Below are 26,108 nucleotides of genomic sequence, written 5' to 3' on the forward strand. Positions count from 1 at the left end.
TTCAGGAGACATCGACCGGAGCTATAAGCTATGATGAGATTCATCGTTAATCATTATCAGAGGCACATTCCTTGTCCAATTCCAGTCAGGGTTTCTGGGAACGATGGTTCTTGAAAGATATATTTTTTAGGTAGCAAGCTTTCCTTATTTTTGCAGCACTTTGCAACATGCGGCTCCGTATTTCAATGGATAGAATTTCAGATTCCGATTCTGAAGATGCAGGTTCGATTCCTGCCGGGGCTACAACAGAACAATCAAAAGAAATCAAAACCGCTTAATTCGTAAGAATTGGCGGTTTTTGTTTTCATGAACTGCCTCGTTCCTTATTTATGTCCTTATAATTCATGATATACTATGGCGCAAAACGCTCGCATATAAAGCCTGCCGGTAGTAGTCGTCCCCGTCTTTGGGTACAATGTCGAATTGCATAAACCAATACTTAGGGTTCAAAGGTCGTTTCAATAATTCAATGGAATACTGTCGTTTTAAATGGTCGTCAATTTTATATACTGGTTAATCTACCCCAACGTATAAAAATTAACTATTCAAAGTGCCGCTATGACTTATAGCTAGACGTTAGCGGGCGTATTTCTCAATCAACTCTTTCATTTGGACGTCTGTCTTGCTAATCAAAAGTATCTTTGGATCAAAACGACTCCAGTTGCGATAAACCTCCCAATCAGTCATACTACTTCCTAACTTTTCACTGCAGTAAACATCGAATATACAAAAGCGATTATTACACACGAGGAACCAAACTGCAAATGACTCATTGGGGAATTTCTCTCTGATTGTATTGGTGATTTGTACTTCTAACTTATCGATATTTCTTCGCTTTGTCTTCACTATCATACTACCTCCATACTTATACCAATCCTTGTCGCTAAGCCCCGGTATATAGATACCTCGAGTCTCGAGAACATCGCTGACGAAATTCCGTCCAAATTCGAGTGATTCAAATTCTACATTAGCTACTGTTATCTTTTTACTTCGATCAACTTGACTTAGAGTAGAGTCTGTATAGTTATAGACACCATGTTTGGTTATTACTTGTTTACATCTCTCATTTATTCTTATTTCATCCACAACAACCCCGTCCTCAATGAGATACATGAAGTAGTCATACCAGCATCCGACCATTTGACCTGGTTCTCCAACCCAACCATTTTTTAGATTTTGAATGATCTCGGGGTCATCTATCAGAAAGCCTAAGTCTCTGTCCCAGCTTATTGTGAATTTGCCTCGTACAGTGTCGGTCGGAAAGGAGTCTTCCCTGATTGCAACATCTACAAAGTACATTTCATACTTCTTATCCTCAGCCAACTTCAAGACTCTTTCTTGTGCGAAAACGAAACTCAGGCTAAAGGTGAGTCCGATTGCCAAGAATAAGTTTATAGATCTAGTCATGTTAAAAATATGCCGCTAACGTTATGTATAAGCCGTAGCGCTGAACAAAAGTAAAAAATGTCCTCCCTTATCAGCGCCATGGAATTATACATTTTGTTGTGGGTCATGCTTTTCACTGCTCTACTTTTATAAATGTATCCTGGTGGCTAAATCCTTTATCTTTTAAGAATTTCTTCATCTCTTTTTTTGTCGGTCGGAAACTGAAGATAGTGTCTGACTTTGTTTCGGTCACTGTTCTTAAATTACTTAGATCGTCTTTCGTAGAAATTGTCCCAAGGGACAACCCATTGCCAATCTTTGCCAAAGTTGTCACGCGCCAACCATTTGTCGAAACCTGTTGGTTCAAAAAATAATGTCCTTTGTACTTTCTTAAGATGTCGCCTCTCTTTACGTCAAAAAGCGTATCGTAGTAACTCCAACGCTGAAAAGCACTCACCCTTAACGACTATATCAAACTTCAACTTGTCCTCAGTCCCGGAATAGGTTGTATCTCCCTTGATATCTTTCCTGTCAACCGAGTCTATCATGTCCGAAAAAACAGAAACTGAATATTTGATAATTAGTCCGCTTGCTATTACGAGTCTTGCAGAGTCGTCTAAGCTCAAATACTGTCCAACTAGTCTCTTAGGAATGCTTTTCTCATTTGCGCTAAGGTGGTTAAAAATACTATCTTGATTCTCATTCTCTGTCTGTCAAGGCATGGCACACAACGTCTGTGCATGAGGCATAGCGGGTTTTCGAAGCGCGTCATTGTCCAACGTGAACAAACAAGGTTTTTGACTCCCCTGACCCGATTGCTGAAATTCTCTTCAATTCCGTTATTACTTACTCTCTTTATTTTTAAAGTCCGTAAAGGTCTTCCCATCATAAAACTTTACTCAGCAGCCGCCTTTGCGAGGGGCACGTTTATAAATTATTATACTATCTCGTTCTACATAGTCGCCCGATACAATTGGATATGAATACTTGGGGGCGTACGATACAGAATGGCTTCTTACAATTATTTTGTCGTTAACTTTCAGGCTATGCAATTGCTGAAATTCATTCGAGTTTTCTAATCCGAAACTAAGAATATAATCTTCACCATTAATCCTGGCCATCACTCCGAAACCTAATCGTGAGCCTGGCGGAAGAGAAAGAGAGGTTACAACAGCTTCCATATTGGTGGAAGCACTTGTATGTTTCCTTATTTTAGCAGCACCAGCAAGCACCTTTTTACCTTCGGGAGACGCTTCCCATTTTTTGTACATTATACCATCAGGGGTAGCCTCCCATCTTTTCCTCGCGGCTTTCATTTCAGCCGCAGAGAGTGGTCTTGGGGTTGATTTTTTAGAAGTTTCATTTTTGATTTCGCGATTGGCAAATACTAGTCCGCTTACCACAACCAGTGGTAAGATCAGCGCATAAATAACTTTTTTCATATTTTTTGCAGGGTTAATCATCAATTCAAACAAAGCTACAAGTCTTTGTACCCGGCATTAGTAAAGGAATTGTTAAAGAATGTAAACGAAATGTAAAAGTTGCTTGGGATCTGGGCTAAAATGAAAAAGCCTGAAATCGAAAGTTCAGGCTTTATTGTTATTCAAGTGATTGTTTCAGCGATCTCTTTCTTCCAGGTTTATACCTCCACCTGCAGATCGATCTGGTTGATCGGTATAAGGTTCACATTAAACTTCTGCACAACCATGCGCATAATCGGATCGTTCTTGATCTTTTTGATAATGCGATCCGTCTGGTCGGCATCGTAGCCCATCACCATCTGGTCAACCAGCTTCAGGTGTTTTACCGCATAGTAGAATCCTGCAATTACATAGGGACCAAAGGGTGTCTGTGGTATATCAAACGAGCTGCCGGTTATGTTGAAGACTGTGTTTGGCAAGTAATCACCGGTATGTTCAATGCTCTTGCTGCGCATATAGTAGTTGGCTGCGAGCAGTCGCGATGACATACGCGGATCGCTCATGCAAAGTAATCCCGCCAGTGGTTTTTGTTTTGCAGACTGATTGATCAGCATGTCTTTCGCCTTCCGGTCATTCTGTGTATGCTTGCGTATCTCCATCTGCACCGTATCCCAGAAAGGTACCGAAGGATCACCATCGTCTACACGAATCAGTGAGTGGATGGCATAGTCCAGAATACCACAGGTAATCTGTATATGTAGCATCTTTAGTTCCGGATCGATTGCTATAGCTTTCTCCAATACAGTGCGCTGATGACGCGGATGTGTACGTAACAGATCTATACTTCGAATCCAGTCTCCCGCCAGGTAGCCATCGTACGCATAGTATTCCTGCAACAAGGATTTGATCTTGGTATCATTATCAATCACTACCGCGCGACCGCGAATATCAATAACAGGTTTCTCTTCAATGATCATCTGCTCGATCTCCACACCAACCGCTGAAGCTCCCAGCATACCGCAGTTAAGAGGCGAGCCCTCTACGATCTTCAGGTCGTGTACGTGACTTATATAATGATCATTGGAATCTTCTGTAAGGTGACCATGCGTTTGTATATGGATATAGTAACTGATGGGCAGCAAAGCATCTGAACTGCGCTGTGCCTGCTCGATGGTACGCTTGATGTCCATCACAATATCCGGAGTTACGAACGAACCGGCAGCGCGCACCACGTGAAGCTCCACATCAATGCCCATCTCTTTGAACTCCTGTGTCACATTGTCAATGGTATCCAATTGAACCTGGCTCAGGTCGCGTGCATCTGCACAACCAATAAGAATATGTACCTGTTTTTCTTTCATCATAGTTTTACTATTCATCGTATTCGTATCGCTTATACTTACATGAACTACAGAAAAGTATACGCTAAGTAAATATCTTTTCCGGGATTTATAATCCTGTCCAATCGTCCAAGGTATACTTTTTATGCATCCGTGCAGATTAAAAAAACATTATAAAGCGGCAGATTGTTACAAGGACATGATCCGGCAATCGGCACGTAACAATCATGAAACATACGGGTATAGATGAGCCTGATCATGTTGATTGAATAAAAAATACTCGGGCAAATTATTAGCGCATGTGAAGATTTTTAAGTTATTTCAGCGGGATTGTAACTTGGGCTGATGAAGACATGCTTGACTTTTTAAGAAAAACCGATACCGAAGGCCTGGAAGCATCGCGGATTGTCGCCTTCCGGTATTACCTCATCGCTATAACTTTCATTTTTCTCGCGGCTATATTTCTGGAGTTCGCGGTTGATCTTCAAAACATATCACTTGTATATGTCTTGATTCTTACGACTATACCGGCCCTGCTCCTCACGCTGTCGCTCGTAGGTGTACGACACAAGATCCTGGTTATCATTAACATCTTCTTCCTGCTGATTATTAACCAGGTACAGATACTCTCCAACCCCGGCTTCTTTCACACCTGGGTATTCTGGGTAGGATTGATTCCGCTGCTGCTTACCATGTTTACGCGATCGGTGGAAACCATTATACTGATTACACTGCTGCTGTTTTTTATCATTGCCAACGGAGTATATGTAAGTACGCAGGTGGGTTCGTACCCGGTAACCATCTATCCGGCACAGTTCACGGTAAGCGGAGTATTCTTTGCGTTAATCACAGCAACGGTGGCATCACTGTTTGGCTACACGCAGCACGCTGTTCACAAGCGACTGGTTAATCAAAACCTGACGCTGAAGCTGATGACTGCTGAAATTGAAGAGCAGAACAAAATGCTCAAGGAGAAAAACGAAGAGATCACTTCGATCAACAACGGACTGGAAGAGCGCGTAGCCGAACGCACCCTTGAACTTGAAGCCCACAACCGAAAACTTGCCGAGTACGCGTTCATCAACTCCCATCTGTTGCGCGGACCACTGTGCAGTATACTGGGGCTGATCAACCTCCTCAACAACACTTCGCTTTCGGAAAAAGAAAAAGAGATCCTGATACATTTAAAAGAGTCCAGTCATAACCTGGATGACGTTGTGAGCAAGATCAGCAAAGCACTCTCCAGCGGTCCTGAGCTGGACCGTGATCTTATCCGGAATCTTAAAGAGAAATAATTTTTTTTCCATGGACCGCCATCATAAAGATATCCTGACGGCTATACGCGCAAATGCTAACAAGGCAACGCAACATACGCACCAGGATAATTATCTTGGCAGTTCGCATCCGCGTTATGACATCAGCAATCCGGTGCTGCGCATGCTGGCGAAAGAATGGATGAAGAGTCATCGCGATCTTTCTGCCGATGACCTCGCGAACGTTGTTACGAGTTTAATAGAAGGTAAATCGGCCACTGAAAAATGGATGGGTGGTATGCTCTTGGATTATGCGAAGCCCGAGCAACTGGCGTTCGAACCTGCCTTGTTTGACGAATGGCTGGAGCATATTATGGGCTGGGCTGAGGTAGATGTGTTGTGTTCGGGTAGCTACTCCGTTGCAGAGGTACCACGCTACTGGAAAAAGTGGGAACCGTTGCTGCGCAAGTTTTCCAAAAGTAAAAATATTCACAAGCGCAGAGCATCGTTAGTGTTGCTCATCGCACCGCTGCGAAAGAAATCAAATGAACCGCTGGCAGCGATGGCTATTGAAAATATAGAGCGGCTAAAAGGCGAAAAAGAAATACTCATCACCAAAGCTATATCGTGGATACTAAGAACCATGATCAAACATCACAAAGACCTTGTAGCCGAGTATATCGAAGAGAACAGAGGAACATTACCCAGTATAGCCGTTCGGGAAACATTAGTAAAACTCACCACCGGCCGAAAAACAAAACCGCGAGACTAGCTCCTTCCCAAGATATATACCAGCGTTGCTATACTTTACTTCCGGGTATATACTTTCAACACGCCACAGTATACGCAGATAAGTCAGTAACACTAAAAAGAAAAACCCCTGCGGAGGGGTTTTAAGAGGGCTGAAGCTGCACAAGCCGAACCTGACGCTATTTATCCGGCTTGGCAAGTCCCCAGTTTATAAAGCCTTCCTGTTTATCAGAATAGTGTTGTTGCAAAAGTTGTATCACCGTCTCAATAATACTTTTCACATCGCGGTCATCTTTACCTGAAGTTGAATTCTGTTTACTCAACAGAAAATCCCGTTCGGCAAAAGCTTCGCGCATAAGGCGTTCATATTTCAATCCCTGGTCGTGGCGTACTTTAGCAGAGCTTACACGGTAGTTGAGATCAGCAATGATCTGCGGCTTTACCGGACTTGAAGGTCCTTCGATAGCATGTTGTTGAATTATTTTTTCAGCAAGTGAAATCAGTGCTTCAGCGCGATCGGGAATTGCAAAAGAATCAGAGGTGTTCATGTATAACTCGTTACCCTTCATAAAACATTGTATTAGTAATGGTCACCGGTTTCAACTTCGGCTGATTCAACCTTCACATGCAACACATTGGTCTCGGTAAAAATATCAAGTAACCGTCTTCGGTAATCGATGGTTTGTCCGGGGTTCACAGTTTCACCAATTACAAGTCGCGAAGTCTTCTGAGGTCCGCCCGGCTGCGAATACGTAACATATAGTACTATATCTCTATAAACAGCCAGCGAAGCACTGTTTCGTATAGTCCCTTCAATCACCGATTGATTGATCTGGTTCTTTCGCCAGGTATATTGAGTAGCGAGATATAGCCCGCTGTTCTTTACTTCTTTTTCGTATTGCACATTTTTATACCTGCGCCAGGCAGCAAACTTCATATCGCGGCTTCGCGATCGGTCCATAGTCTTTTTACGATGATGGAATGTAGCCTGCTCACGCGGAGTGAGTACAACATCTTTTTCGCGTGCAGCATCGCGCTCTGCAAAACGAACCTTACCTTCTGCAACGGTAACAATAGTGGCACTGTCGGCATCATTCACATTGAACGATGTACCCAACACCACCGCTGTGGTAGCCGGAGTGACCACTTCAAAGGTATGTGCTGTATCGCGCTTAACCTGGAAGTATGCTTCGCCTTTCAGGGTAACGGTACGGTTCTCTTTCGTGAAATCTTCAGTATAGGACAGCGTGCTGTTTGTATTCAGCCAGACTCGACTGCTATCGGGTAAATATAGGGTGAGCACCTGATCGCCTGACGCGATAACAGTTTCAGTATCACGCAGTGTCCAATAGAAATAGGCGGCTACTGTTACCAGGGTAAGACTGGCAGCAATTTTCAGAAGTGCTGAATTTCTAAAGAGTGGTATGATGCGGCCTGCGGGTTGCTGCGATTTTATGCGCGCGCGTAACTTGAGTAACTCTTCTTCTGTAGCCGGATTTTTTACCCGGAGTTTTATTCGTGAACTCTCCCAGACCAGCCGGGCCTCCTGGAACAAAAGTCGATTGCTGTCGGAATCCTGAAGCCAGGATTCAAATGCATTTCTTTCATCCTGCGAAAGATCGCCAGACAGGTAAGCAGAAATTCGTTCCCAGTGTTGATTGTCGAGGGTCATAGAGAGGGTCTACTTCTTATTTATATTTTAACCTCTTTGGTCGTAGTGTTGGTTTTCGGTGTATGCTTCACATAAGTAGCACACGTATAAGACGAGCAAGAAGATGCGGTAATCATTACAAACAGAATCAAGCCAATGACAGTTTTCATACGCATTAAGATTAAAGTGTTTACTGATTTTCGTTTTGTTATATACCTATAGCACCGGACTACGAGTATACCCCCAAAGAGGAGCAAATTATTTTTTACGATATCAGTAACGCGTAAAGTCCCATGCCAATAGCGGCCAGAATGGCCACAATTTCAAGGTTGAGGAAGGGTTTCAGGTCGCTTCGCAGTTTTTCCAACGCAATTCCCATCTGATTTTCAACGGTTTTGATCGACAACCCGAGTGTATCGGCGATTTCCTGGTGCTTCAATCCTTCGTGGCGACTCAGTATATAAATGGTTTTGCATTTCGGAGGAAGCCGGTCAACCGCCTGGCGGGCACGCACTTCCAGTTCTTTATACTCAACACCTTCCGTTCCCACAACAGTCTCAAGTGTATTCAATCCTGCATATTCTTCCAAAGGCGCAATTCGCTTGTTTGCGCGAAGATGATTATACGATGTGTGAGCGGTAGCCTTGAAGAGGTAATGTTTGATCTGCTCACCAAACGTAAGCTGCCCCCGGTTATTCCAAAGCTTTACAAATACTTCCTGAACAATGTCCTTCGCTGCGTCTGTATCGCCCACAATGTTATACGCCAGATTGCACAACCCCGCATGATGCTGCCGGAACAGTTTTCCAAAATCATCTTCGGGAAGTTTTTCCATGAAAAGCGACTAATTCTTTAAAGGTCAATGTGGTAAACATATAAAAAATCTTATTCCCGATACAGAATATGCCTTTTAAAACATTTCTTCGATTTCACTTTGGGGGTAACACGAAGATGGCGTGCTAAAGGTATAAATCGTGATACACCGGAATGAATGAGGTACAAGGACATCGCGATGGAACGAACAAACTTTACGAAAAACATGAAAGAGCAAATCCGAAAAATGTCGTGGGTCTTTTTGATGATGCTGGTTTTAGCAAGTGCCTGCAGTAAGACAACTGTAATTGTTAACAAGGATTCTAAAAAAGTGCCGCCCGGCCAGATGAAAAAAGCTACCGGCAGCAAGTCTGCTAAAAATTACGCCCCCGGCCAACAGAAAAAGAAAGGCAAACACTAGCCAGTCAATCGAAAAAATATAACCCTCAGCATGAATAAAAAATTAATCATTGTAGACGATGACCAGGATGCGCGAAAGCTGCTTCAGTTCATTCTGACATCGCATGGTTTTACCGTAGAAGTATATTCCGATGGCACTGGTCTGGAGGTATCAAGTCCCCCCTACCCCGACCTATATTTACTTGACATTAACCTTGGCAACACCAGCGGACTGGAGTTATGCAAGCAATTGAAAGAAAACGAAACAACTCGCCATATACCTGTAATCATCACTTCGTCTAACACCGATATTATTCCGCTGGCACAAGATGCCTGTGCAGATGATACCCTTCCGAAGCCTTTCGATAGCAAAGAGCTGATTCAGAAGATTACGGATCTTATTTCTGCACATCATCATCATTAAAGAAACAGTGTCTCAATGAATTTCAAGAGCGGCATGCATACATGTCGCTCTTGCTATATATACTATACCGAGCGTAACAGCAACAATTCCTCCAGGGCCGCATGGTATTTATCAAGACCATACGGAGCATCTGGGAAATATAGCATGGGCTCAATCAGCTCCAGCTCCATCAAGGTAAACCTGCCATTGATCACCACACCATCTACGCGGGCATATAAGCAGTCTTTGGCAAATCGATCTGTAAATACCTGTGCAGATTTTATTGCATCGTCCGTTGGTTTTTGTAAATGTGTTGTTCCGCCAAAACCAAGCTGTACACGAAAGTCTCCAGCCTTCGGTTTCTTAAGTATACAATGACTGAATGTACCGTGAAAGAAAAGATACGACAGCTCGCCTTCGTAAATCTGCGGTAGAAAGGGCTGCACCATAAAAGATTCTTCGCGCGTCATGTCATGTATAACAGCCGTGTGTTGATCTATATTCTGCTGCGTTACAGTAATAGTTTGTTTTGATCCGGCACTGATGCAGGGTTTCACAATCAACTGATCCGTTTTAAAATACCCGAACAATGAATGAAAGTCGTGTTGTTTGCCCGGCTCCAGGAATACCGAAGGAATAACATCAAAACCTTCATCGATCATTTGCTGCAGGTAATGCTTGTCGCTGTTCCACCTCACAACATCATACGGGTTTAGTATCTGCACGCCCAATCGATTCACCTCGCCAAGCCACTCCATAAAAGCATTGTACCGATTGTGATAATCCCACGGAGATTTGAGAATTACAGCATCAAACTCCTGCCATCGAATATTTTTATCGTGCCACTGCACACGCTGAACGTGCAATCCTTTTGATTGTAAAAAATCGAAGAGCATACCATCCTCCTGTGCTGCGTATGCACTCAGTTTCTCGGTTTCATAACATACAAACGCTATCTTCTGCTGTCTCATGCTGATTCTATATACTATATCCGGTCTGGCCTCAAAGTAATTTCAAAATAAGATCTTATAAAAGAATCACTTCTCCGGAAACCAACAATATCAATTCTCTAACACACTCATTTTCATAGCGATAGTTCACCGACAGTATATTTTCTAAAAAAATATTCAAAAGAGGTCACGTTTTGAAGCGGCTCTTTGTCATGGATGTAGTTAAACAAAAAACACAAAAGTTATGACTGAAAGAATCACACTTCAGACCGCACCAAAAGGGTTTGCCGATGGACTACTGAAATCAGAAATGTATTTAAAGAAGTCCCCACTTGATCATAAACTACTGGAGCTTGTTAAGTACCGTGTATCACAAATCAACGGCTGTGCTTACTGTCTGGACATGCACCACAAGGAGGCTACTGCGATGGGCGAAACGGAACAACGTCTCCACTCGGTAGCTGCATGGCGCGACTGCCCGTACTATAGCGAGAAAGAAAGAGCTGCACTGGCTTTTGCCGAAGCGCTCACACACATCAGCCAACGCGATATTGATGATGAGCTATATGCATCGCTTACCAAGGTATTCTCAACAGAAGAAATCGCAGACCTGACCCTGGGCATTGCGCAGATCAACAGCTGGAACCGTCTTAACCGCGCATTCCAGACTATACCGGGCGGCTATAAAGTGGGACAATACTCGCTGTAAACCTGCTCAAAAAAGATCTGTGTAAAAAAGACAAAAACAGGTCACGTTTCAAGACTTGTTTTTGTCTTGTATCGGAAAACTAAAAAACAAACAGCCAGTATGAAAATCATTAAAGTAACCTATACGGTAAAATCTTCCTTCGTACAAAAGAACCTGGAAAATGTAAACAAGTTTATTGCCGATCTGAAACGGATCAACGACCCGGCTATACGCTACACTGCGTATGTGGGTGCCGATGGTAAAACATTCAATCACTTTGCGGTATATCAAAATGATGAGGCACAAAAAAAATTATTTACACTGGATTCATTTCAATCCTTTCAAAAACAACGCGATGAAAGCGGACTTGAGATTGCCCCCAAAATTGAAGAGCTGAAACTTGCAAGCGCATCGTACAACATTTTCTAAGCACAATACATGGCTGCAACAAAACCTCCTAAAAAGTGGAAGATGGCGATACTGGTTTGGACTGCCATCTACCCTACCATTACTATACTACTGGCATGCCTGGGCGATTACTTTACACAGATAACACCATTGCCCTTGCGCACGGCCGCAATTACCGTTATCGCGGTGCCATTGATGGTATATATTATACTACCGCTTCTGCAAAAAGCTGTGGCACGATGGCTTCACAGCTGATCGATATATACTATAGCGACAACGTGCTATAGCCAGCATTCAGGATTAAAAAAAAATCATTATGAAAAAATTACTTTTTGTCTTTATAGTCATGATAACATCAACAGTCTCTGCGCAGGAAATCAGCAATCCGCCTGCACTCTTCGATCCTATACCGTATGGATTTTCGCACGTTGCAACGGTACCGGCCGATCGTAAATTTGTGTTTGTTGCCGGACAAGGTGGTGAAGAAGATACTTCCGGAAAATTAAGTAACGACTTCAGGCGACAAACTCAGCAGGCACTTCGTAATATTGAGACTGCATTACGCTCGCAGGGACTTGATATGAGAGCGGTTGTAAAAGTTACAACGCTGGTGGTAGAGCACGATGCTGAAAAACTCCGCATCATCACGGAAGAATTTTACAGGATGTGGCCCGATAAAAAATTTCCGGTTAACACACTTATACCGGTGCCGCGACTCGCGATTGACAATATGCTTGTAGAAATTGATGCTATAGCTGTTTCAAAATAAAACCCGATAACTGTATGAAAGAATATCAGAAGACCTTATTCCCGTATGCTTATAACATTCTTGGTTCTGCCGAAGACGCACGTGATGCTGTGCAGGATGTACTCTCGAAGTATATAGAAGAACCACGCGAGGGCATTACCAACGAAAAAGGTTATCTGATAAAATCGGTTATCAACCATGCCATCAACATCAAAAACAGAAGAAAGAAAATAGAGGTAGGCGATGTATGGCTACCGGAACCTTTTGCAACCGAAGAAGCCGATACCAATATGAATCTTCGCGATATAGCTTCGTACTCCATGCTGGTGTTACTGGAAGAACTGAATCCCAAAGAGCGCGCAGTGTTTTTGCTAAAGGAAAGTTTCGATTACTCGCACCAGGAGATTGCCGAGGTATTGTCCAGTACGGAAGAACATTCGCGCAAACTGCTCAGTCGGGCAAAAGCCAAACTGGAAGAACTGAACCTGCAGCGCAAAGCTTCGGCCGCGGACGAGGTTCAACTAAGCTTCCTGGAGAAGTATATAAATGCCATACGTTCGCGCGATACACAAACACTCGAAACTATCTTGGCCGAGGATATATCGTTCTATGCCGATGGCGGTAAACTTCGTGTGCTGCGCAAGAGCTGTCTGGGTATACCGGAAGTTTCCGATTTGCTAATGGTCATTTACCAACGCTTCCATCGTTCCAACACCGTTATGGCTGCACAGATCAATCACCAACCTGCGCTGCTATACTATATGGGCGACAGATTGATCACCTGCCAGATACTGGGCATTGCACCAGACAATAAGATATACCAGATCAACACTGTGGTAGACCCGGAGAAATTAAAACACCTGGAGGTAAGCGGAGTAAAGTTAAGTATGACAGATTCCGGCAATACCGAAATATAGTGTAACTAAAGTTTCAGTATCTGCTCGGCATGCTGCTGGGTATCTACTTTATCAATAATGCTGGTAATTACACCTTTCTCATCAATAAGAAATGTAGTACGCGCGGTGCCAAAATACTTTTTGCCATCGCGTTCTTTTTCTACCCATACGCCATACTTCTGATTAATAGCCTTATCAACATCGGCTACCAATGGGAACGGCAGACTATATTTCGTTTGAAACTCTTTATGCGAAGCAACATCATCGGTGCTTACACCAATGGTAGTATAGCCCGACTTCTGCAGCGTTGCATGATTATCGCGCAGGTTGCAAGCTTCCTGTGTACAACCGGGAGTCTGATCTTTCGGGTAAAAATACAGGATTACTTTCTTGCCTTTATAGTCGTGCAGCGATATCGTTTTTCCATCCTGATCCTTCGCAGTAAAATCAGGAGCCTTGTCGCCAACCTTTAATGTTGTTTGTGCTTGTGTATCCATAGCGAGTGCGATCAATAAGAGGGTAATAAATGACCAGTATACTTTCATAAAATTACAGGTTGATGGGAAGATTAGCCCGTGGCAAACCGCGTGCTCTGTATCCTGAAGGTAATCAAAAATTATCATTACCGGACTTGCTCCTGCTGAACGGCAGCGTTATCGTGTCAGAACAACATAGTCCTGCAAGATCGCCTGCAGAAACCTGCGATCGTCCGGATATATATTTTCAACACCAAGCACCTGCTTTACGCGTTCCGCCAGTAAATGTATAGCTTCCTCGTGCGCATCGTTACTAAACTTCCGGTAACGGTCCAGTGTCTTTTTGATCACCAGTACATCTTCTTCCTGCAACTGCTTGGCTTGTGGATACTCCGGTTTGTAAGATTCACGGGAATGAATAGCCAGTACATCGCGCAGAGCCAGATCCATTTTCGGTACAAGCTTTACCACAGCCGTATTGGCAACGATATCGCCGATGCGTTGCGCCTTCGCGGAAGACACTACGAGTATAGACGCTATACCTCCGAGTGAAAAGTAAATATCGATCATACGAAAAACCCAGCGCGCAGCATAGTCAGAAAATGTAGCCTGTCCGCCAGCCGTTTTGATCACCTGGATGCGCAGCGCTTTTTTACCGAGGCTCTGTCCGTTGTTCAATACTTCAAACGCCAGTGAGTAGAAGATAAAAATGCAGAATAGGAAAATAAAGTACACCCCTGCTGCGGTATCGGTAAAACCTAAAATACCAAAGCCGACAGCTGATAATATTGAAAGGCCAACCACCAGAATGATCAGGTCCAGAAAAAAAGCGAGAATGCGATCGCGTAAATCTGCAAGTTCATATTCCAACACTACATTCTGCGTAGTTTTAATTTCTATGTTCTTCATTTTTTGATCTTAAAGCAATATTTTCACCCATTCATGAAGGAAACCCGTTTCATCGCTCAAAATAAAGAAAAGTGGCTCGAATCCGAAACGCTTCTTACAAGTCCCGTTAAAGATCCAGAAAAGCTTTCCAATCTTTTTACACAGGTAGTAGACGACTTGTCCTATTCGCGCACCTACTATCAGAACCGTTCCGTACGCGTTTACCTCAACAAGATTGCCCGCGAATACTTTTCGATCATCTATAGTAACCGGAAAGAAAAGAAAAATCAGTTCCGGCTGTTCTGGATGGATGAACTGCCGCAGATTATACTCTTCTCTAAAAAACAGATGCTGATATCGCTGATCGTCTTTTTACTGGCTGCCTGCATCGGTGTATTCTCTTCAATGAAAGATCCTCAGTTCGCGAGCACCATTCTCGGGGAGAGTTATGTATCCATGACGAAAGAGAATATTGAAAAGGGCGACCCGATGGCGGTATATAAAAAGGGGCACCAGGTAGACATGTTCCTCGGCATTACGTTCAACAACCTGATGGTAGCATTCCGTACGTATGTGTTCGGAGTTTTTCTCGCCATTGGTACACTGGCTATACTTTTATACAACGGCATCATGGTTGGCTGCTTCCAGTTCTTCTTCATTGAACGAGGGCTCGCGGCAGAGTCGGCACTAACGATATGGCTACACGGCACACTGGAAATATCATCGATCATCCTGGCGGGCGGTGCAGGTTTAACACTTGGTTCGGGACTTATCTTTCCGGGTACCTATTCACGCCTGCAGGCATTTCAGCTCTCGGCCATGCGTTCGCTCAAACTAATGCTCGGCATCACCCCTATATTTGTGCTGGCCGCAATCATTGAAAGTTTCCTGACACGCTATACCGAAGTTCCGGATATACTCCGCTTCTTTCTTATATTCTTATCCGCAGCGTTCATCATCGGCTACTTTGTAGTATACCCGTGGTGGAAATCGAAGACTGGTTTTGAAGTTCCTCTGGTGGAAGTACGCCTCCCGCCCAGCTTACAGGAACCAACCTTCTTCGATCGGGTAAAGAACAATGCAGACATTATGAAGGATGCGTTGCTGTTCTATAAGCGACACGCCAATAAACTTCTGTCATGGTTACTCGTAGCATCCCTGGCGATGACCATCGCGCGGTTTGTATTTGAAGTTGAGTTCTATATTCCGTTCTATGAAGAAGACTGGTGGCTCAAGCTCCTCAGCGATATGTACTATGGATTGCGAACACCTGACCTTACATCGCTGGTCATCAATATAGCCGGTACTTCGTTGATACTTTACCGCGTGATGATGATTGTTGATGCCGAATCGAAAAATGCGAAGACGAAATTTTCAGTAATGGCATTCGGTAAAACCATCGTTATTACAGCAGCAATCTTCGGAATGGTATATACTGGTTACTGGGGAATTTTCTTCCTGGTGTTTTGCTATATAGTATTCATGCTCTATGGATTCACGCAGTTAACGGAAGAAAAGAATCTGTTCAGTGCCTTTGGCGAGACCTGGCGTTTGGCTGCGGCCAACTTCGGCCAGGTTATGGGGCTACAAATGATCCTGCTGCTCATTACGTTTTCCTTCCTGCTGGTACTCTCCGCTCCGCTTATCTATATGTATACCTCCATTCTGCAATGGAACTTTGCCGATACTGATGTATGGTCGAAAGGCATTATTCATTTCATAGAACTGTTTATCAAGACATTTGCATTCAACCTGATTATACCCATTCTCACGGCTTGTGCAGCATACCAGTATTTTTCATTGAAAGAAACAGCAGACGCAGAGCATCTCAAAAAATCCATTGCGCTTGTGGGCACGCGACTTTCCAAAAACAGTAAAGTATGAAATATATAGTTTCATTGTTTATACTGCTGTTTTGTTCATGCACGGTTGTAGTGGCACAGGATGCTGACTCCGTTGTATATCGCGAGGCAGAACCCGGTGAACAGGAGTACATGGTGGACACTACTGTAGCCAACAACGAGTATAATTACGATGAGTATAGTGACGAAGAGAGCACCGAAGTACCCCATACGTTAAAGTCACCAGACGAATTATCGCAAACCAAACAATACCAGGAAGAAAAGCTGAACGTCAAAAAGTTTGACGAGAAGGAATGGAAGAAAATTATAGGTGACACAGACTATAATGAAGAACCACCGAAACCTGAAGAAGAACAGAAATCAGATCCGCGCGAGCCGATGTCGTTCGGTAACTGGAACAGTGATATACTGCGTGTAATGGCTTACGTCTGCATTATCGGTGTGATCCTCTTTATTCTGTATGCCGTTACCAAAAATATAAAACCCGGTTCACCCAAGCTAAAGACCAGCGTTGAGATCGACAGTTCTGCCCACGTGGAAAATATAGAAGACCTCGATGTAAATTCATTGCTACGCAAAACGATTGCTGATGGAAATTTCCGCCTGGCCGTAAGACTATATTTTCTCGGGTTGCTGAAGGAGTTGAACGAGCAAGGCATTATCCTTTGGAAAAAAGACAAGACCAATCACGATTATCTCTCCGAACTTTCCATCAAAGACTTTCATTATGACGAGGTAAGAAGACTTACCCTCGCCTACGAACAGGTTTGGTATGGAGAACACCGGCTTACTACCGAATCGTACCAGCAACTATTTGCTGAATTTGAAAACCTCCATCAGAAATTAAATACGCAGAAGGCATCGTGAAGCAGAACAGAACCATTATCATACTTTTCGCGGTGCTGGGTGTGTTGCTCCTGCTATACTTCATATTCGGGAATGATGATAAAAAACATTATCAATGGTATGAAGATTACAAATCAGGAAGTAATCAGCCGTACGGCACTTCATTTGTCAAACAAATGCTGCGGAGCTACCGCGATAAAGACAATTTTATCCATAGCAACCGGAAACCGCTGCACGAGGTGTTAGACAGTCTCGGAGACAAATCAACCGACTATATTTTTATAGGACAAAGCCTGCATCTCAATCAGCGCGATGCCCAGGCTTTACTGGACTTCATCCAAAAAGGTAACGATGCATTTATAGCCAGCATTGAGCTTCCTGAAAACATAATCGGTATATATGAGAACGAGTGTAACGAAGATATAACACTGGAGGAGCACTCCGTGAAAGATGCAACATTGAACTTCTACCACGATACACTGCACACCGAAAGCGGATATACCTATCAGTATCGCTTCATGGCCGAAGACATGAAATACTACTGGAATGCCTTTAACAGCAGTATGTTCTGTGATTCGACCAAATCGCTGGTGCCGCTTGGGTACCAGGAGCCGAGCTATGTCAACTTCCTGAAATTCAAATACGGAGAAGGAAATATATACCTGCACACCAACCCGCTGGTATTCACAAATTACTTCATGATCAAACCCGACAAAGCTGAATATGCTTCCGGTGTATTTTCGCACCTGCAGGGAGAAAATATACTTTGGGATGAGTACAGCAAAGTGTCCTTTACCGGAAATAACAATCCTGATATAAGTCCGCTATATTTTATACTGAGTCAGCCCGCTTTAAAGTATGCCTGGTGGATGATGCTGGCGGCCGTGGTACTCTATGTATTCTTCGCTGCCAAGCGTACGCAGCGCGTTATACCGGTACTGGAGCAGAAAGTCAATACATCGCTTGAATTTGTGAAGCTCGTATCAGCGCTTCACTACCAGAACCAGAATCACCTGGACATTGCCCGCAAGAAGATGAAATATTTCCAGTACTTCATTCGTGCACGCTATGGCATTCATACCCAAATGACACAGGAGATACAGATCGCCCGGCTGGCCGAGAAATCCAAGGTGAGTATCGCAGAGATACAAAGCATCTACGACCAGTATAGCCAGATCGAACGAAACGCACAGTACAACACAGCTATCGACAAGCTGGTAGGACTATATAACGCTATTGAAAATTTTTACAAACACTGTAAATAAGTTACAGCTATATATTTATGGAAGACCTAAACATTCAACCTGAGCAACCTGAAGATTTATTACAACAGGAAATTGATCAGCTTAACCAACGTGTAAGACGCATCAAGCGTGAAATCGGCAAAGCTGTTGTAGGACAGGAAAGCACCATTGATCTTTTACTGGCCGGTATATTTACCGGTGGGCATATACTCCTGGAAGGTGTGCCCGGTATAGCGAAAACACTTACAGCCAAGCTGGTTGCCAAATCGCTGTCGGTAAGTTTCTCGCGTATTCAGTTTACACCTGACCTGATGCCGACCGATGTTACCGGTACTTCTGTTTTCAATATGAAAACTTCGGAGTTTACCTTTAACCGCGGCCCTGTATTTGCCAATCTGGTACTGATCGATGAGATCAACCGTGCCCCGGCAAAAACACAGTCATCGTTGTTTGAGGTGATGGAGGAAAAGCAAGTTACCATTGACGGCACTACGTATCCGATGGATTTTCCGTTCCTCGTGATCGCGACTCAAAACCCGATCGAACAGGAAGGAACGTATCGTTTACCGGAAGCGCAGCTCGACCGTTTCCTCTTCCGCATCAAACTGAAATATCCTACACTCGACCAGGAAGTATCTATACTCCGGAAGTTCAAAGATGATTTCAGTATGAAGGTGCTCGAAAATATACAGGCGGTAATTACCAAGCAGGAGCTAAAGCATTGCCAGGAGCTAATCGAGAAGATCCACATCAAAGACGAAATTATACTATACATAGCGAAGCTTGTAGACAACACACGTAACAACGGTGACCTTACATTAGGTGCATCGCCACGGGCATCGCTGGCCATTATGCGTGCTGCCAAAGCAATTGCTGCAATGAACGGCCGCGACTTTGTTACTCCGGACGATGTGAAGTTTGTAGCATACCCGGTACTGAACCATCGTATTATACTAACAGCCGAGCGCGAGATGGAAGGTATTGAAGCCGAAGACATCATTAAAGAGATAACGGAACGAGTAGAAGTACCACGCTGATGAACTTTATCAAAAACCTGTTCCTTACCAATCGCTTCTTTTTTATCGTAGCTATCCTTACGGGAGGCATGATGCTTTCGTATGCTTTTCCGTTTTTGTTTGCGTTTGTTAAAACGGGATGTATACTCTTTGCCGTCCTTATTCTCATCGATATACTGCTGCTGTACAACCGCAGTGTGGTGGTAACAACTGAACGGGATGTGCCTTCTGTGTTATCCTTGGGTGATGACAACATTATTACCCTTTCTGTACGCAGCAAGGCGCGTATAAAACTTTTTGTAACGCTGATTGATGAATTACCGGAGCAGTTTCAAATGCGTCATTTCACCATCAAGCTGGAGCTGTCGCCTGATAAACCGCATCAGCAAACGTATACGCTTCGCCCCGTTGCACGCGGAGAGTATATCTTCGGAAAGATACATTTATACCTTACCACAGGCCTGGGCTTCATTAAAAGACGCATAACCGGTGCCAGCGAAGTAAACGTTCCGGTATATCCGTCCATCATCCAGATGAAGCGGTATGAACTGAAAACTTTTGCGCGCACAGCAACCGAGTATGGTGTTAAGAAAGTAAGACGCATCGGACATAGCTACGAGTTCGAGCACATCCGCCAGTATATACGCGGTGACGATTACCGAAGCATCAACTGGAAGGCTACCAGCCGGAGAGCGCACCTGATGATCAACCAGTATGAAGATGAGAAGTCTCAACAGGTATATTGCATCATTGATAAAAGTCGTGTGATGCACATGCCCTTTAACGGCCTGAGTTTATTTGACTATGCTGTAAATGCAGCCCTCGTCATTTCAAACATAGTGCTGGGCAAACAAGACAAGGCCGGTCTCATCACCTTTGCCGAAACACCCAAGGCACTGATCAAAGCGGATCGCAGCAAAACACAGCTAAAAAAAATACTGGATACGCTTTACAAAGAGAAAGAAGGTGCTGTAGAAGCCAACTACGAAAGTATGTACATGACCGTACGGAATTTTGTAAATGGCCGGAGCCTCCTGTTTCTCTATACCAATTTTGAAAGCACCTATGCTCTGCAGCGCGTGTTGCCACAGTTACGAAGATTGAATGACCAGCACCTGCTGGTAGTGATATTCTTTGAGAACACCGAGATCACCACGAGTACATCTCAACATGTAGAAACGCTGGAGGATATATATACCCAGGTAACAGCCGAGAACTATGTACTGACTAAGGCACACATGGTGCAGCAGTTAAAGCAGTTCGGCATCATTAGTATACTCACCAAACCGGAGCATCTTACCGTAGCTTCGATTAACAAATACCTGGAGCTGAAATCAAGAGGAATGATATAGATGATCATCAGGCTATAGCAGCCTGATGATCATTGAAAATATTAAGCGTAGAATACGTATGTATCAGCAAGCTTATCGTGAATGCCTTGCTTTTTTTCATCCCAGCCTACCATCATAAAACCGATACCTAAAAGTAATCCGGAGATTATTTTACCAAAATAACGCCCCAATGCATTGGCGAAAGTTATCTTCTCACCATTTACATTTCCCACTTTAATTCCCACGGCCTGCTTGCCGAGTGTAGCTTGTTTCTCGGAGCTTTCAAGACCTGCAAAGTAAGCGAGGCCAATACCGATCGATATGGCGTTCACAAGCAGAGCAGCCCCAATGGATCCACTGCTGGACCCGATAACAAGGCCTAAAATAACATTCACTACTGCGAGTAAAATTCCATCAATCAGGTAAGCGCCCACGCGAATCCAGAATCCTGCATAGCGCATTTGTGGTTGTGATGATACCGGGGCATCGAGTATTTGATCCAAAGGTTCCATAAGTAAAGTATATTTGATTAGGTGGCTACAAGATAAAAAATAAATCAACACTGTATGGCGCTGAATTCTATATTCGGGTCGCAGATCGGTATCTGTTAAAACATATTCGCATGGCTTTCAAACCCCTGATGCTTGCCGGTACAGCTTCCAACGTTGGCAAGAGTATACTTACTACTGCGTTCTGTCGCATCTTCAGGCAAGATGGTTTTGCCCCGGCTCCCTTCAAGGCACAGAATATGTCGCTGAACAGCTATGCCACACCGGATGGATACGAGATCGGCCGGGCACAAGCCACGCAGGCCGAAGCGGCTGGTATACCATGCCATACGGACATGAACCCCGTACTGCTTAAACCCAACGGTAACCTTTCATCACAAGTAATTCTCCATGGTAAACCAATCGGCAATCAGTCGGCCTATGATTACTTTAAGAAGGAAGGTAAAGATGCGTTGTTCGAAGAAGTAAAAAAATCGTTTACGAGGCTCTCCTCACAGTACAACCCCATCGTAATGGAAGGAGCCGGAAGTGTAGCCGAGCTCAACCTGAAAGATAAAGATATAGTAAATATGCGCATGGCCCAGTTTGCCAATGCTGCTGTTATACTGGTAGCCGATATAGATCGCGGTGGCGTATTTGCCAGTGTATACGGCTCTGTAAAATTACTTCCTGAGCATGAACGCAAACTGATCAAAGGCATTATCGTGAACAAGTTCAGAGGCGATGCCCGACTGTTTGAAAGCGGTATAAAAATCCTGGAAGAAATTACAGAGGTGCCCGTGCTGGGTGTAGTACCGCACTTTCGCGACATTGATATTGACGAAGAAGACTCTGTAGGACTTGAAACACGCCACGAACACGCAGCTACTAACAAAACCAACGTATGCGTTATACGTCATCCGCAATTGTCCAATTTCACGGATTTTAAAATTATGGAGAAACTGGAAGGCGTACAGGTTTACTATACCGACGATCCTTCTCAGGTTGAACAGGCTGATATTATTATTCTTCCCGGAAGTAAAAATACCATTACCGATATGCAGGTGCTATACGACAGCGGATTGGCTACCACTATACATCAGGCATACCGCGCAGGCAAGAAGGTAATTGGTATATGCGGTGGCTACCAGATGCTCGGAGAAGAAATCCATGATCCGTTCCGGGTAGAATCTGACAAGGGTTCCATCAAAGGTCTCGGACTTCTGCCGGTAAAAACAATCCTGGCACAGAATAAGCAAACGTACCAGAAGAAGTTTCGCTACAGAAGCAACGATACTGAAGTCTGTAACGGCTATGAAATTCATATGGGCACAACGGAACCCATAGGCGACAATCAGCCTGTCAATTATACAAAAGATGGCAACACAGACGGTTACTTTCTCCATGAACGTTGCTGGGGAACCTATATGCATGGTATATTTGACAACCCGATTATATTGAAAGATCTCTTCAAAGAGCACAACGTGACGATACCCGATACTTTACACGACACCTACAAGGACGCGCAATACGATGCACTGGCCGATTGGGTTCGTCAATCAGTGGATATTGACAAAGTATATAATATCATGCAAAAATGATCTACGGTCACGGAGACGATCTCTATAACTTCGGGAGCAGCATCGGTGCGAACTTCAGCTCGAACGTGTGGCCGGGTGGACCGGATCCGCGCGTGATCGAAGCCATGCAGCGTTCCATCGCACAGGTTAAAAATTACCCGGAACCCAACGCAGACTCTATACGCCAGAAACTGGCCGAACGATATAGCCTGTCTCCCGGAAACTTTCTTATCACCAACGGTGCAGCGGAAGCTTTTTACCTCATTGCACAAGCCTTCCGTCAAGCAACGGCTACCATTTTTACACCTACATTTTCGGAATACGAAGACGCTGCTTTCGCCAACGACATTCATTGCAACTATCGATCATACACAGGTATACACATCGGTACAAAGATTGACACCACACTTGCTTTCATTTGTAATCCCAACAACCCAACCGGACAACAGTTGCGTAGCGACACGTTACTTCAACTGATAAACAATAACCCGGAAACAGTATTTATAGTTGATGAAGCATACGCTGACTTTACGCGCACACCGGAAAGTCTGCTCCGCAGTTTTGGCAAACTCAGCAACCTGGTTGTTGTTCACTCCTTCACCAAAACATTTGCTATACCGGGCGTGCGCACGGGGTTTATAGCAGCACCCGATGATATCGTCAAAAAAATAACGCGCTATAAAGCTCCATGGTCTGTTAACGTCATAGCCCTGCACACCACAACATTTATTCTTGATCATTACGATTCTCTATTCCCCAACATTGGTTCATTGCTCGATGAGTGCGACTGGCTGAAGGACGCCATCGCGGCTATAGAAGGTTATGAAGTTATACCTTCGAACTCTTCCTACTTCCTCGTTAAGACAACCTTCGGAACTGCTTCCGCACTCAAGCTATATCTTGCAAAAGAAGTTGGCTGCCTGATTCGCGATGCCGCCAACTTCCGCGGACTGGACGAACGTTATTTCCGAATCGCCACACAGAGTCGCGAAAAGAATATACTATTCCTAAAAGGCCTCCGTGCATGGAAAGCGTCCTCTATAGCTATATAGTCCCACTGATTGCCGGTTATCTGCTGGACTTGCTGCTGGGTGATCCGGAAAAAATACCACACCCCGTAAAAGTATTTGGCAATCTCATCTCTACCGGTGAGAAAAAATGGAACATGGGCAATCATCGTTTTCTGAAAGGCACGATACTCAGTATACTACTAATCGCTGGTACATTTCTATGCTTTCACTTCGCAACGCTGCTGTTACAACGGCATGTCTACGCACTGACGATCTTCAACACCCTATTTGTATACTTTGGCATTGCCAATCGTTGTCTGATTGATGAAGGTAGAAATGTATTCAAAAAGCTTGGCATAGGTTTACCCGAGGCGCGCGCACAACTATCGCGGATTGTGGGTCGCGAGACCAATACACTTCAGGAGCAACAGATAAAAGTGGCTGTATTCGAAACCATGTCTGAGAATCTTTCCGATGGCGTGGTGGCGCCTCTCTTCTATTATGCGATTGGTGGTATACCGGCAATGATGACCTACAAAATGATTAACACGCTCGATTCGATGATCGCATATCGCAGTCCACGTTATGAGCAGTTCGGCAAATTTGCAGCACGTGTAGATGATATCGCTAACTATATACCAGCCCGAATCACGGCTTTACTCATTGCACTTGTATCGCTGAGTGGTCGCGCCATACAATTTATTTTCAGGTATGGGCATTTGCATAAAAGCCCCAATGCCGGTTATCCGGAGGCTGCACTCGCAGGGGTATTGGACTGCCGCTTTGGCGGGAGTAATTATTACCACGGTGTCCTGGTTGAGAAGCCCTACATTGGCTCCAACGCACGTGATATTGAAGACCGTGAAATTAATCGTGTAGTATATATAAACCACGCAGTCACCTTTTCATGCGTATTGATCATTCTGATTGTAAATATCGTATTCCGGTAAATCCTCAGGAGAAGAGTGTCTCCAGTAAATCATTCCCATTGCCCCAATAGAAATGCATATAGGAAGCAACCACATTCTTCTTGCGGTATAGCTTCATGCGAACGTCTTCACCTTTCGCGTTCCGTATATGACCAATCGAATCAGGTATAGTTTCCTCTTTAACAGTCGAGTAGTGAAACTCATGGCCGCAGTATACTTTATCGTTGTAATGCAACATTCTGTAACCAAGCGTTAATGCGCGATCCGCCAGGGATGTCTTCAGATCAAGAAAGCCTACGGTAGTATACTCCTCTCCTGCTGCATCCATGATCGATTTGCCGAGATACATCAGTCCGCCACACTCTGCCAACAACTTACCTCCTTCCTGACAATAACGACCCAACGACTCGCGCATCAATACATTATCTGAAAGCTTCCTGAGAAAAAGCTCAGGATAGCCACCAGCCAGATATACTATATCTGCCTGCGGCAGAACGGCATCGCGCAGCGGACTAAAAAATACTACGTTATACTTCGTACACAACGTCTCTATGTTATGGTGATACGTAAACGTAAACGCTTCATCATGCGCTACCGCTATTGTTAAACGGGCATCCTGCACTTGGTTATACCGTTGCATAGAAACATTTTCCTTTGAATTGTTCTGACCGGTAGCGCGCAACAAGTTCTCCACCGAAACAGTCTTTTCCAGATGTGTTGCTATCGCAGAGACAAGTTCTTCATCATTACGTTCCAGTTGCAGACCCAAATGTCGTGAGGGAATTTTTATCGTCTCCTGGACGGGTATATATCCCAGCGGAGCTACACCAACATCATGTGCAGCATCGCTTAGAAAATTATAGTGCGAAAGGGTGTTGACGTGATTGAATATAACCCCGGCAATGGTAACACTCGGATTAAAATTCTTAAATCCATACAATACGGGCGCCACAGAGTAGGCACTGGCTTTGGCCGGCAGCACCATTATAACCGGAACATTTAACAGTATAGCGATCTCCGCACTACTACCCTCCATCCGGTTAGCGCCATCAAAAAGTCCCATAACACCTTCGATGATCGAGACATCCGCTGTTGCACTGTAGTGATGGTATAATTCCCGCACATGATCTTTACCCATCATGAAAATATCGAGATTGATCGCTGGACGTTGCGCTGCCTGTCCTAAAAATTTAGTATCGATATAATCGGGACCACATTTAAAAACCTGTACACGCAATCCCTGCTTCATCAACAATCGGATCAGTCCCAGTGTAACCGTAGTCTTACCAGCGTTACTGGATGGAGCCGATATTAAAAACTGGTACTTCATAC

At 44.2% G+C, this 26,108-nt stretch carries 28 protein-coding genes and 1 tRNA gene; 18 read left to right on the top strand and 11 right to left on the bottom strand.

From position 1 onward, the window contains the following. Positions 1–171: 171 nt before the first annotated feature. A tRNA-Arg gene (locus ACFQ21_RS07755) sits at positions 172–243 on the top strand. 333 nt (positions 244–576) lie between these two features. Here the strand turns inward: ACFQ21_RS07755 and ACFQ21_RS07760 are convergent. From ACFQ21_RS07760 to ACFQ21_RS07770, 3 genes are all read right to left on the bottom strand, one after another. Beyond that, on the bottom strand, positions 577–1,383 hold the full coding sequence (locus ACFQ21_RS07760; protein WP_377577210.1) for a hypothetical protein: 807 nt from the start codon (positions 1,381–1,383) through the stop codon (positions 577–579). A gap of 902 nt (positions 1,384–2,285) precedes the next feature. After that, positions 2,286–2,828 (bottom strand): hypothetical protein, encoded by a 543-nt coding sequence (locus tag ACFQ21_RS07765; RefSeq protein ID WP_377577213.1) that lies wholly within the window; start codon positions 2,826–2,828, stop codon positions 2,286–2,288. A 197-nt stretch (positions 2,829–3,025) separates the two neighbouring features. Beyond that, positions 3,026–4,171, bottom strand: a complete 1,146-nt coding sequence (locus ACFQ21_RS07770; RefSeq protein WP_377577217.1) for a hypothetical protein — start codon at positions 4,169–4,171, stop codon at positions 3,026–3,028. Positions 4,172–4,500: 329 nt separating this feature from the next. Here ACFQ21_RS07770 and ACFQ21_RS07775 point away from each other — a divergent pair, with 329 nt between their 5' ends. Together ACFQ21_RS07775 and ACFQ21_RS07780 are read left to right on the top strand one after the other, a co-directional pair. After that, positions 4,501–5,442, top strand: a complete 942-nt coding sequence (locus tag ACFQ21_RS07775; protein ID WP_377577220.1) for a hypothetical protein — start codon at positions 4,501–4,503, stop codon at positions 5,440–5,442. Positions 5,443–5,452: 10 nt separating this feature from the next. Then, positions 5,453–6,172, top strand: coding sequence for a DNA alkylation repair protein (locus ACFQ21_RS07780; RefSeq protein ID WP_377577223.1), 720 nt, complete (start codon positions 5,453–5,455; stop codon positions 6,170–6,172). A gap of 157 nt (positions 6,173–6,329) precedes the next feature. On the opposite strand, the gene ACFQ21_RS07785 is transcribed toward ACFQ21_RS07780, so the two are convergent. From ACFQ21_RS07785 to ACFQ21_RS07795, 3 genes are all read right to left on the bottom strand, one after another. Next, positions 6,330–6,698 (bottom strand): hypothetical protein, encoded by a 369-nt coding sequence (locus ACFQ21_RS07785; protein ID WP_377577225.1) that lies wholly within the window; start codon positions 6,696–6,698, stop codon positions 6,330–6,332. A 32-nt stretch (positions 6,699–6,730) separates the two neighbouring features. Next, positions 6,731–7,822 carry a FecR family protein gene (locus ACFQ21_RS07790; RefSeq protein ID WP_377577228.1) on the bottom strand — a complete coding sequence of 364 codons (1,092 nt, stop codon included), beginning with the start codon at positions 7,820–7,822 and terminating at the stop codon, positions 6,731–6,733. 244 nt (positions 7,823–8,066) lie between these two features. Beyond that, positions 8,067–8,636: an RNA polymerase sigma-70 factor gene (locus tag ACFQ21_RS07795; protein ID WP_377577231.1), complete on the bottom strand. Its 570-nt coding sequence runs from the start codon at positions 8,634–8,636 to the stop codon at positions 8,067–8,069. A 204-nt stretch (positions 8,637–8,840) separates the two neighbouring features. Between ACFQ21_RS07795 and ACFQ21_RS07800 the strand changes: the two genes are divergently transcribed. Beyond that, positions 8,841–9,035, top strand: coding sequence for a hypothetical protein (locus ACFQ21_RS07800; RefSeq protein ID WP_377577234.1), 195 nt, complete (start codon positions 8,841–8,843; stop codon positions 9,033–9,035). A 30-nt stretch (positions 9,036–9,065) separates the two neighbouring features. Then, positions 9,066–9,437 carry a response regulator gene (locus ACFQ21_RS07805; RefSeq protein WP_377577237.1) on the top strand — a complete coding sequence of 124 codons (372 nt, stop codon included), beginning with the start codon at positions 9,066–9,068 and terminating at the stop codon, positions 9,435–9,437. A 62-nt stretch (positions 9,438–9,499) separates the two neighbouring features. On the opposite strand, the gene ACFQ21_RS07810 is transcribed toward ACFQ21_RS07805, so the two are convergent. Next, entirely contained in the window at positions 9,500–10,387 is an 888-nt protein-coding gene (locus tag ACFQ21_RS07810) for an ATP-grasp domain-containing protein (protein ID WP_377577240.1), read from the bottom strand. Positions 10,388–10,610: 223 nt separating this feature from the next. Between ACFQ21_RS07810 and ACFQ21_RS07815 the strand changes: the two genes are divergently transcribed. The 5 genes from ACFQ21_RS07815 to ACFQ21_RS07835 all read left to right on the top strand — a co-directional run bounded on the left by ACFQ21_RS07815 (position 10,611) and on the right by ACFQ21_RS07835 (position 13,127). After that, a complete protein-coding gene (locus ACFQ21_RS07815) occupies positions 10,611–11,075 on the top strand; it encodes a carboxymuconolactone decarboxylase family protein (protein WP_377577244.1) in 465 nt (154 codons plus the stop codon). A 99-nt stretch (positions 11,076–11,174) separates the two neighbouring features. Further along, a complete protein-coding gene (locus tag ACFQ21_RS07820; RefSeq protein ID WP_377577247.1) occupies positions 11,175–11,483 on the top strand; it encodes a hypothetical protein in 309 nt (102 codons plus the stop codon). Between the two features lie 9 nt (positions 11,484–11,492). Beyond that, positions 11,493–11,717 carry a hypothetical protein gene (locus tag ACFQ21_RS07825; RefSeq protein ID WP_377577249.1) on the top strand — a complete coding sequence of 75 codons (225 nt, stop codon included), beginning with the start codon at positions 11,493–11,495 and terminating at the stop codon, positions 11,715–11,717. Positions 11,718–11,778: 61 nt separating this feature from the next. Continuing rightward, the gene (locus ACFQ21_RS07830) at positions 11,779–12,231 is read left to right on the top strand and encodes a RidA family protein (RefSeq protein WP_377577252.1); all 453 of its coding nucleotides are present in this window, start codon (positions 11,779–11,781) and stop codon (positions 12,229–12,231) included. 14 nt (positions 12,232–12,245) lie between these two features. Beyond that, positions 12,246–13,127, top strand: a complete 882-nt coding sequence (locus ACFQ21_RS07835; protein ID WP_377577255.1) for a sigma-70 family RNA polymerase sigma factor — start codon at positions 12,246–12,248, stop codon at positions 13,125–13,127. Positions 13,128–13,132: 5 nt separating this feature from the next. On the opposite strand, the gene bcp is transcribed toward ACFQ21_RS07835, so the two are convergent. Both bcp and ACFQ21_RS07845 read right to left on the bottom strand, forming a co-directional pair. Beyond that, positions 13,133–13,603 carry a thioredoxin-dependent thiol peroxidase gene (gene bcp, locus ACFQ21_RS07840; RefSeq protein WP_377578286.1) on the bottom strand — a complete coding sequence of 157 codons (471 nt, stop codon included), beginning with the start codon at positions 13,601–13,603 and terminating at the stop codon, positions 13,133–13,135. 156 nt (positions 13,604–13,759) lie between these two features. After that, on the bottom strand, positions 13,760–14,491 hold the full coding sequence (locus tag ACFQ21_RS07845) for an RDD family protein (RefSeq protein ID WP_377577258.1): 732 nt from the start codon (positions 14,489–14,491) through the stop codon (positions 13,760–13,762). Positions 14,492–14,524: 33 nt separating this feature from the next. Here ACFQ21_RS07845 and ACFQ21_RS07850 point away from each other — a divergent pair, with 33 nt between their 5' ends. Genes ACFQ21_RS07850 through ACFQ21_RS07870 form a run of 5 tightly spaced genes read left to right on the top strand, consistent with a single transcriptional unit; the run spans position 14,525 to position 20,790 of the window. Then, positions 14,525–16,354: a stage II sporulation protein M gene (locus ACFQ21_RS07850; RefSeq protein WP_377577261.1), complete on the top strand. Its 1,830-nt coding sequence runs from the start codon at positions 14,525–14,527 to the stop codon at positions 16,352–16,354. Further along, a complete protein-coding gene (locus ACFQ21_RS07855; protein WP_377577264.1) occupies positions 16,351–17,199 on the top strand; it encodes a DUF4129 domain-containing protein in 849 nt (282 codons plus the stop codon). The genes ACFQ21_RS07850 and ACFQ21_RS07855 overlap by 4 nt, the downstream gene beginning before the upstream one ends. Beyond that, positions 17,196–18,443, top strand: coding sequence for a DUF4350 domain-containing protein (locus ACFQ21_RS07860; RefSeq protein WP_377577266.1), 1,248 nt, complete (start codon positions 17,196–17,198; stop codon positions 18,441–18,443). Before ACFQ21_RS07855 ends, ACFQ21_RS07860 begins: the two co-directional genes overlap by 4 nt. A gap of 17 nt (positions 18,444–18,460) precedes the next feature. Next, positions 18,461–19,459, top strand: a complete 999-nt coding sequence (locus ACFQ21_RS07865) for an AAA family ATPase (RefSeq protein ID WP_377577269.1) — start codon at positions 18,461–18,463, stop codon at positions 19,457–19,459. After that, complete coding sequence (locus ACFQ21_RS07870) at positions 19,459–20,790, top strand: DUF58 domain-containing protein (protein WP_377577272.1); 1,332 nt, start codon at positions 19,459–19,461, stop codon at positions 20,788–20,790. The genes ACFQ21_RS07865 and ACFQ21_RS07870 overlap by 1 nt, the downstream gene beginning before the upstream one ends. 41 nt (positions 20,791–20,831) lie before the next feature. Here the strand turns inward: ACFQ21_RS07870 and ACFQ21_RS07875 are convergent, their stop codons facing one another. Next, positions 20,832–21,281, bottom strand: coding sequence for an RDD family protein (locus ACFQ21_RS07875; RefSeq protein ID WP_377577275.1), 450 nt, complete (start codon positions 21,279–21,281; stop codon positions 20,832–20,834). 110 nt (positions 21,282–21,391) lie between these two features. Here ACFQ21_RS07875 and ACFQ21_RS07880 point away from each other — a divergent pair, with 110 nt between their 5' ends. The 3 genes from ACFQ21_RS07880 to cbiB are packed head-to-tail and all read left to right on the top strand — an operon-like array spanning position 21,392 to position 24,797. Next, positions 21,392–22,858: a cobyric acid synthase gene (locus ACFQ21_RS07880; RefSeq protein WP_377577278.1), complete on the top strand. Its 1,467-nt coding sequence runs from the start codon at positions 21,392–21,394 to the stop codon at positions 22,856–22,858. Beyond that, positions 22,855–23,889, top strand: coding sequence for a pyridoxal phosphate-dependent aminotransferase (locus tag ACFQ21_RS07885; RefSeq protein ID WP_377577281.1), 1,035 nt, complete (start codon positions 22,855–22,857; stop codon positions 23,887–23,889). Before ACFQ21_RS07880 ends, ACFQ21_RS07885 begins: the two co-directional genes overlap by 4 nt. After that, entirely contained in the window at positions 23,862–24,797 is a 936-nt protein-coding gene (gene cbiB / locus ACFQ21_RS07890) for an adenosylcobinamide-phosphate synthase CbiB (RefSeq protein ID WP_377577284.1), read from the top strand. The genes ACFQ21_RS07885 and cbiB overlap by 28 nt, the downstream gene beginning before the upstream one ends. A gap of 4 nt (positions 24,798–24,801) precedes the next feature. Here cbiB and ACFQ21_RS07895 read toward each other — a convergent pair whose 3' ends face one another. After that, a complete protein-coding gene (locus ACFQ21_RS07895) occupies positions 24,802–26,106 on the bottom strand; it encodes a cobyrinate a,c-diamide synthase (protein WP_377577287.1) in 1,305 nt (434 codons plus the stop codon). Between the last annotated feature and the right edge of the window lie 2 nt (positions 26,107–26,108).

This window comes from Ohtaekwangia kribbensis (assembly GCF_042676245.1).
Lineage (GTDB): Bacteria > Bacteroidota > Bacteroidia > Cytophagales > Cyclobacteriaceae > Ohtaekwangia > Ohtaekwangia kribbensis.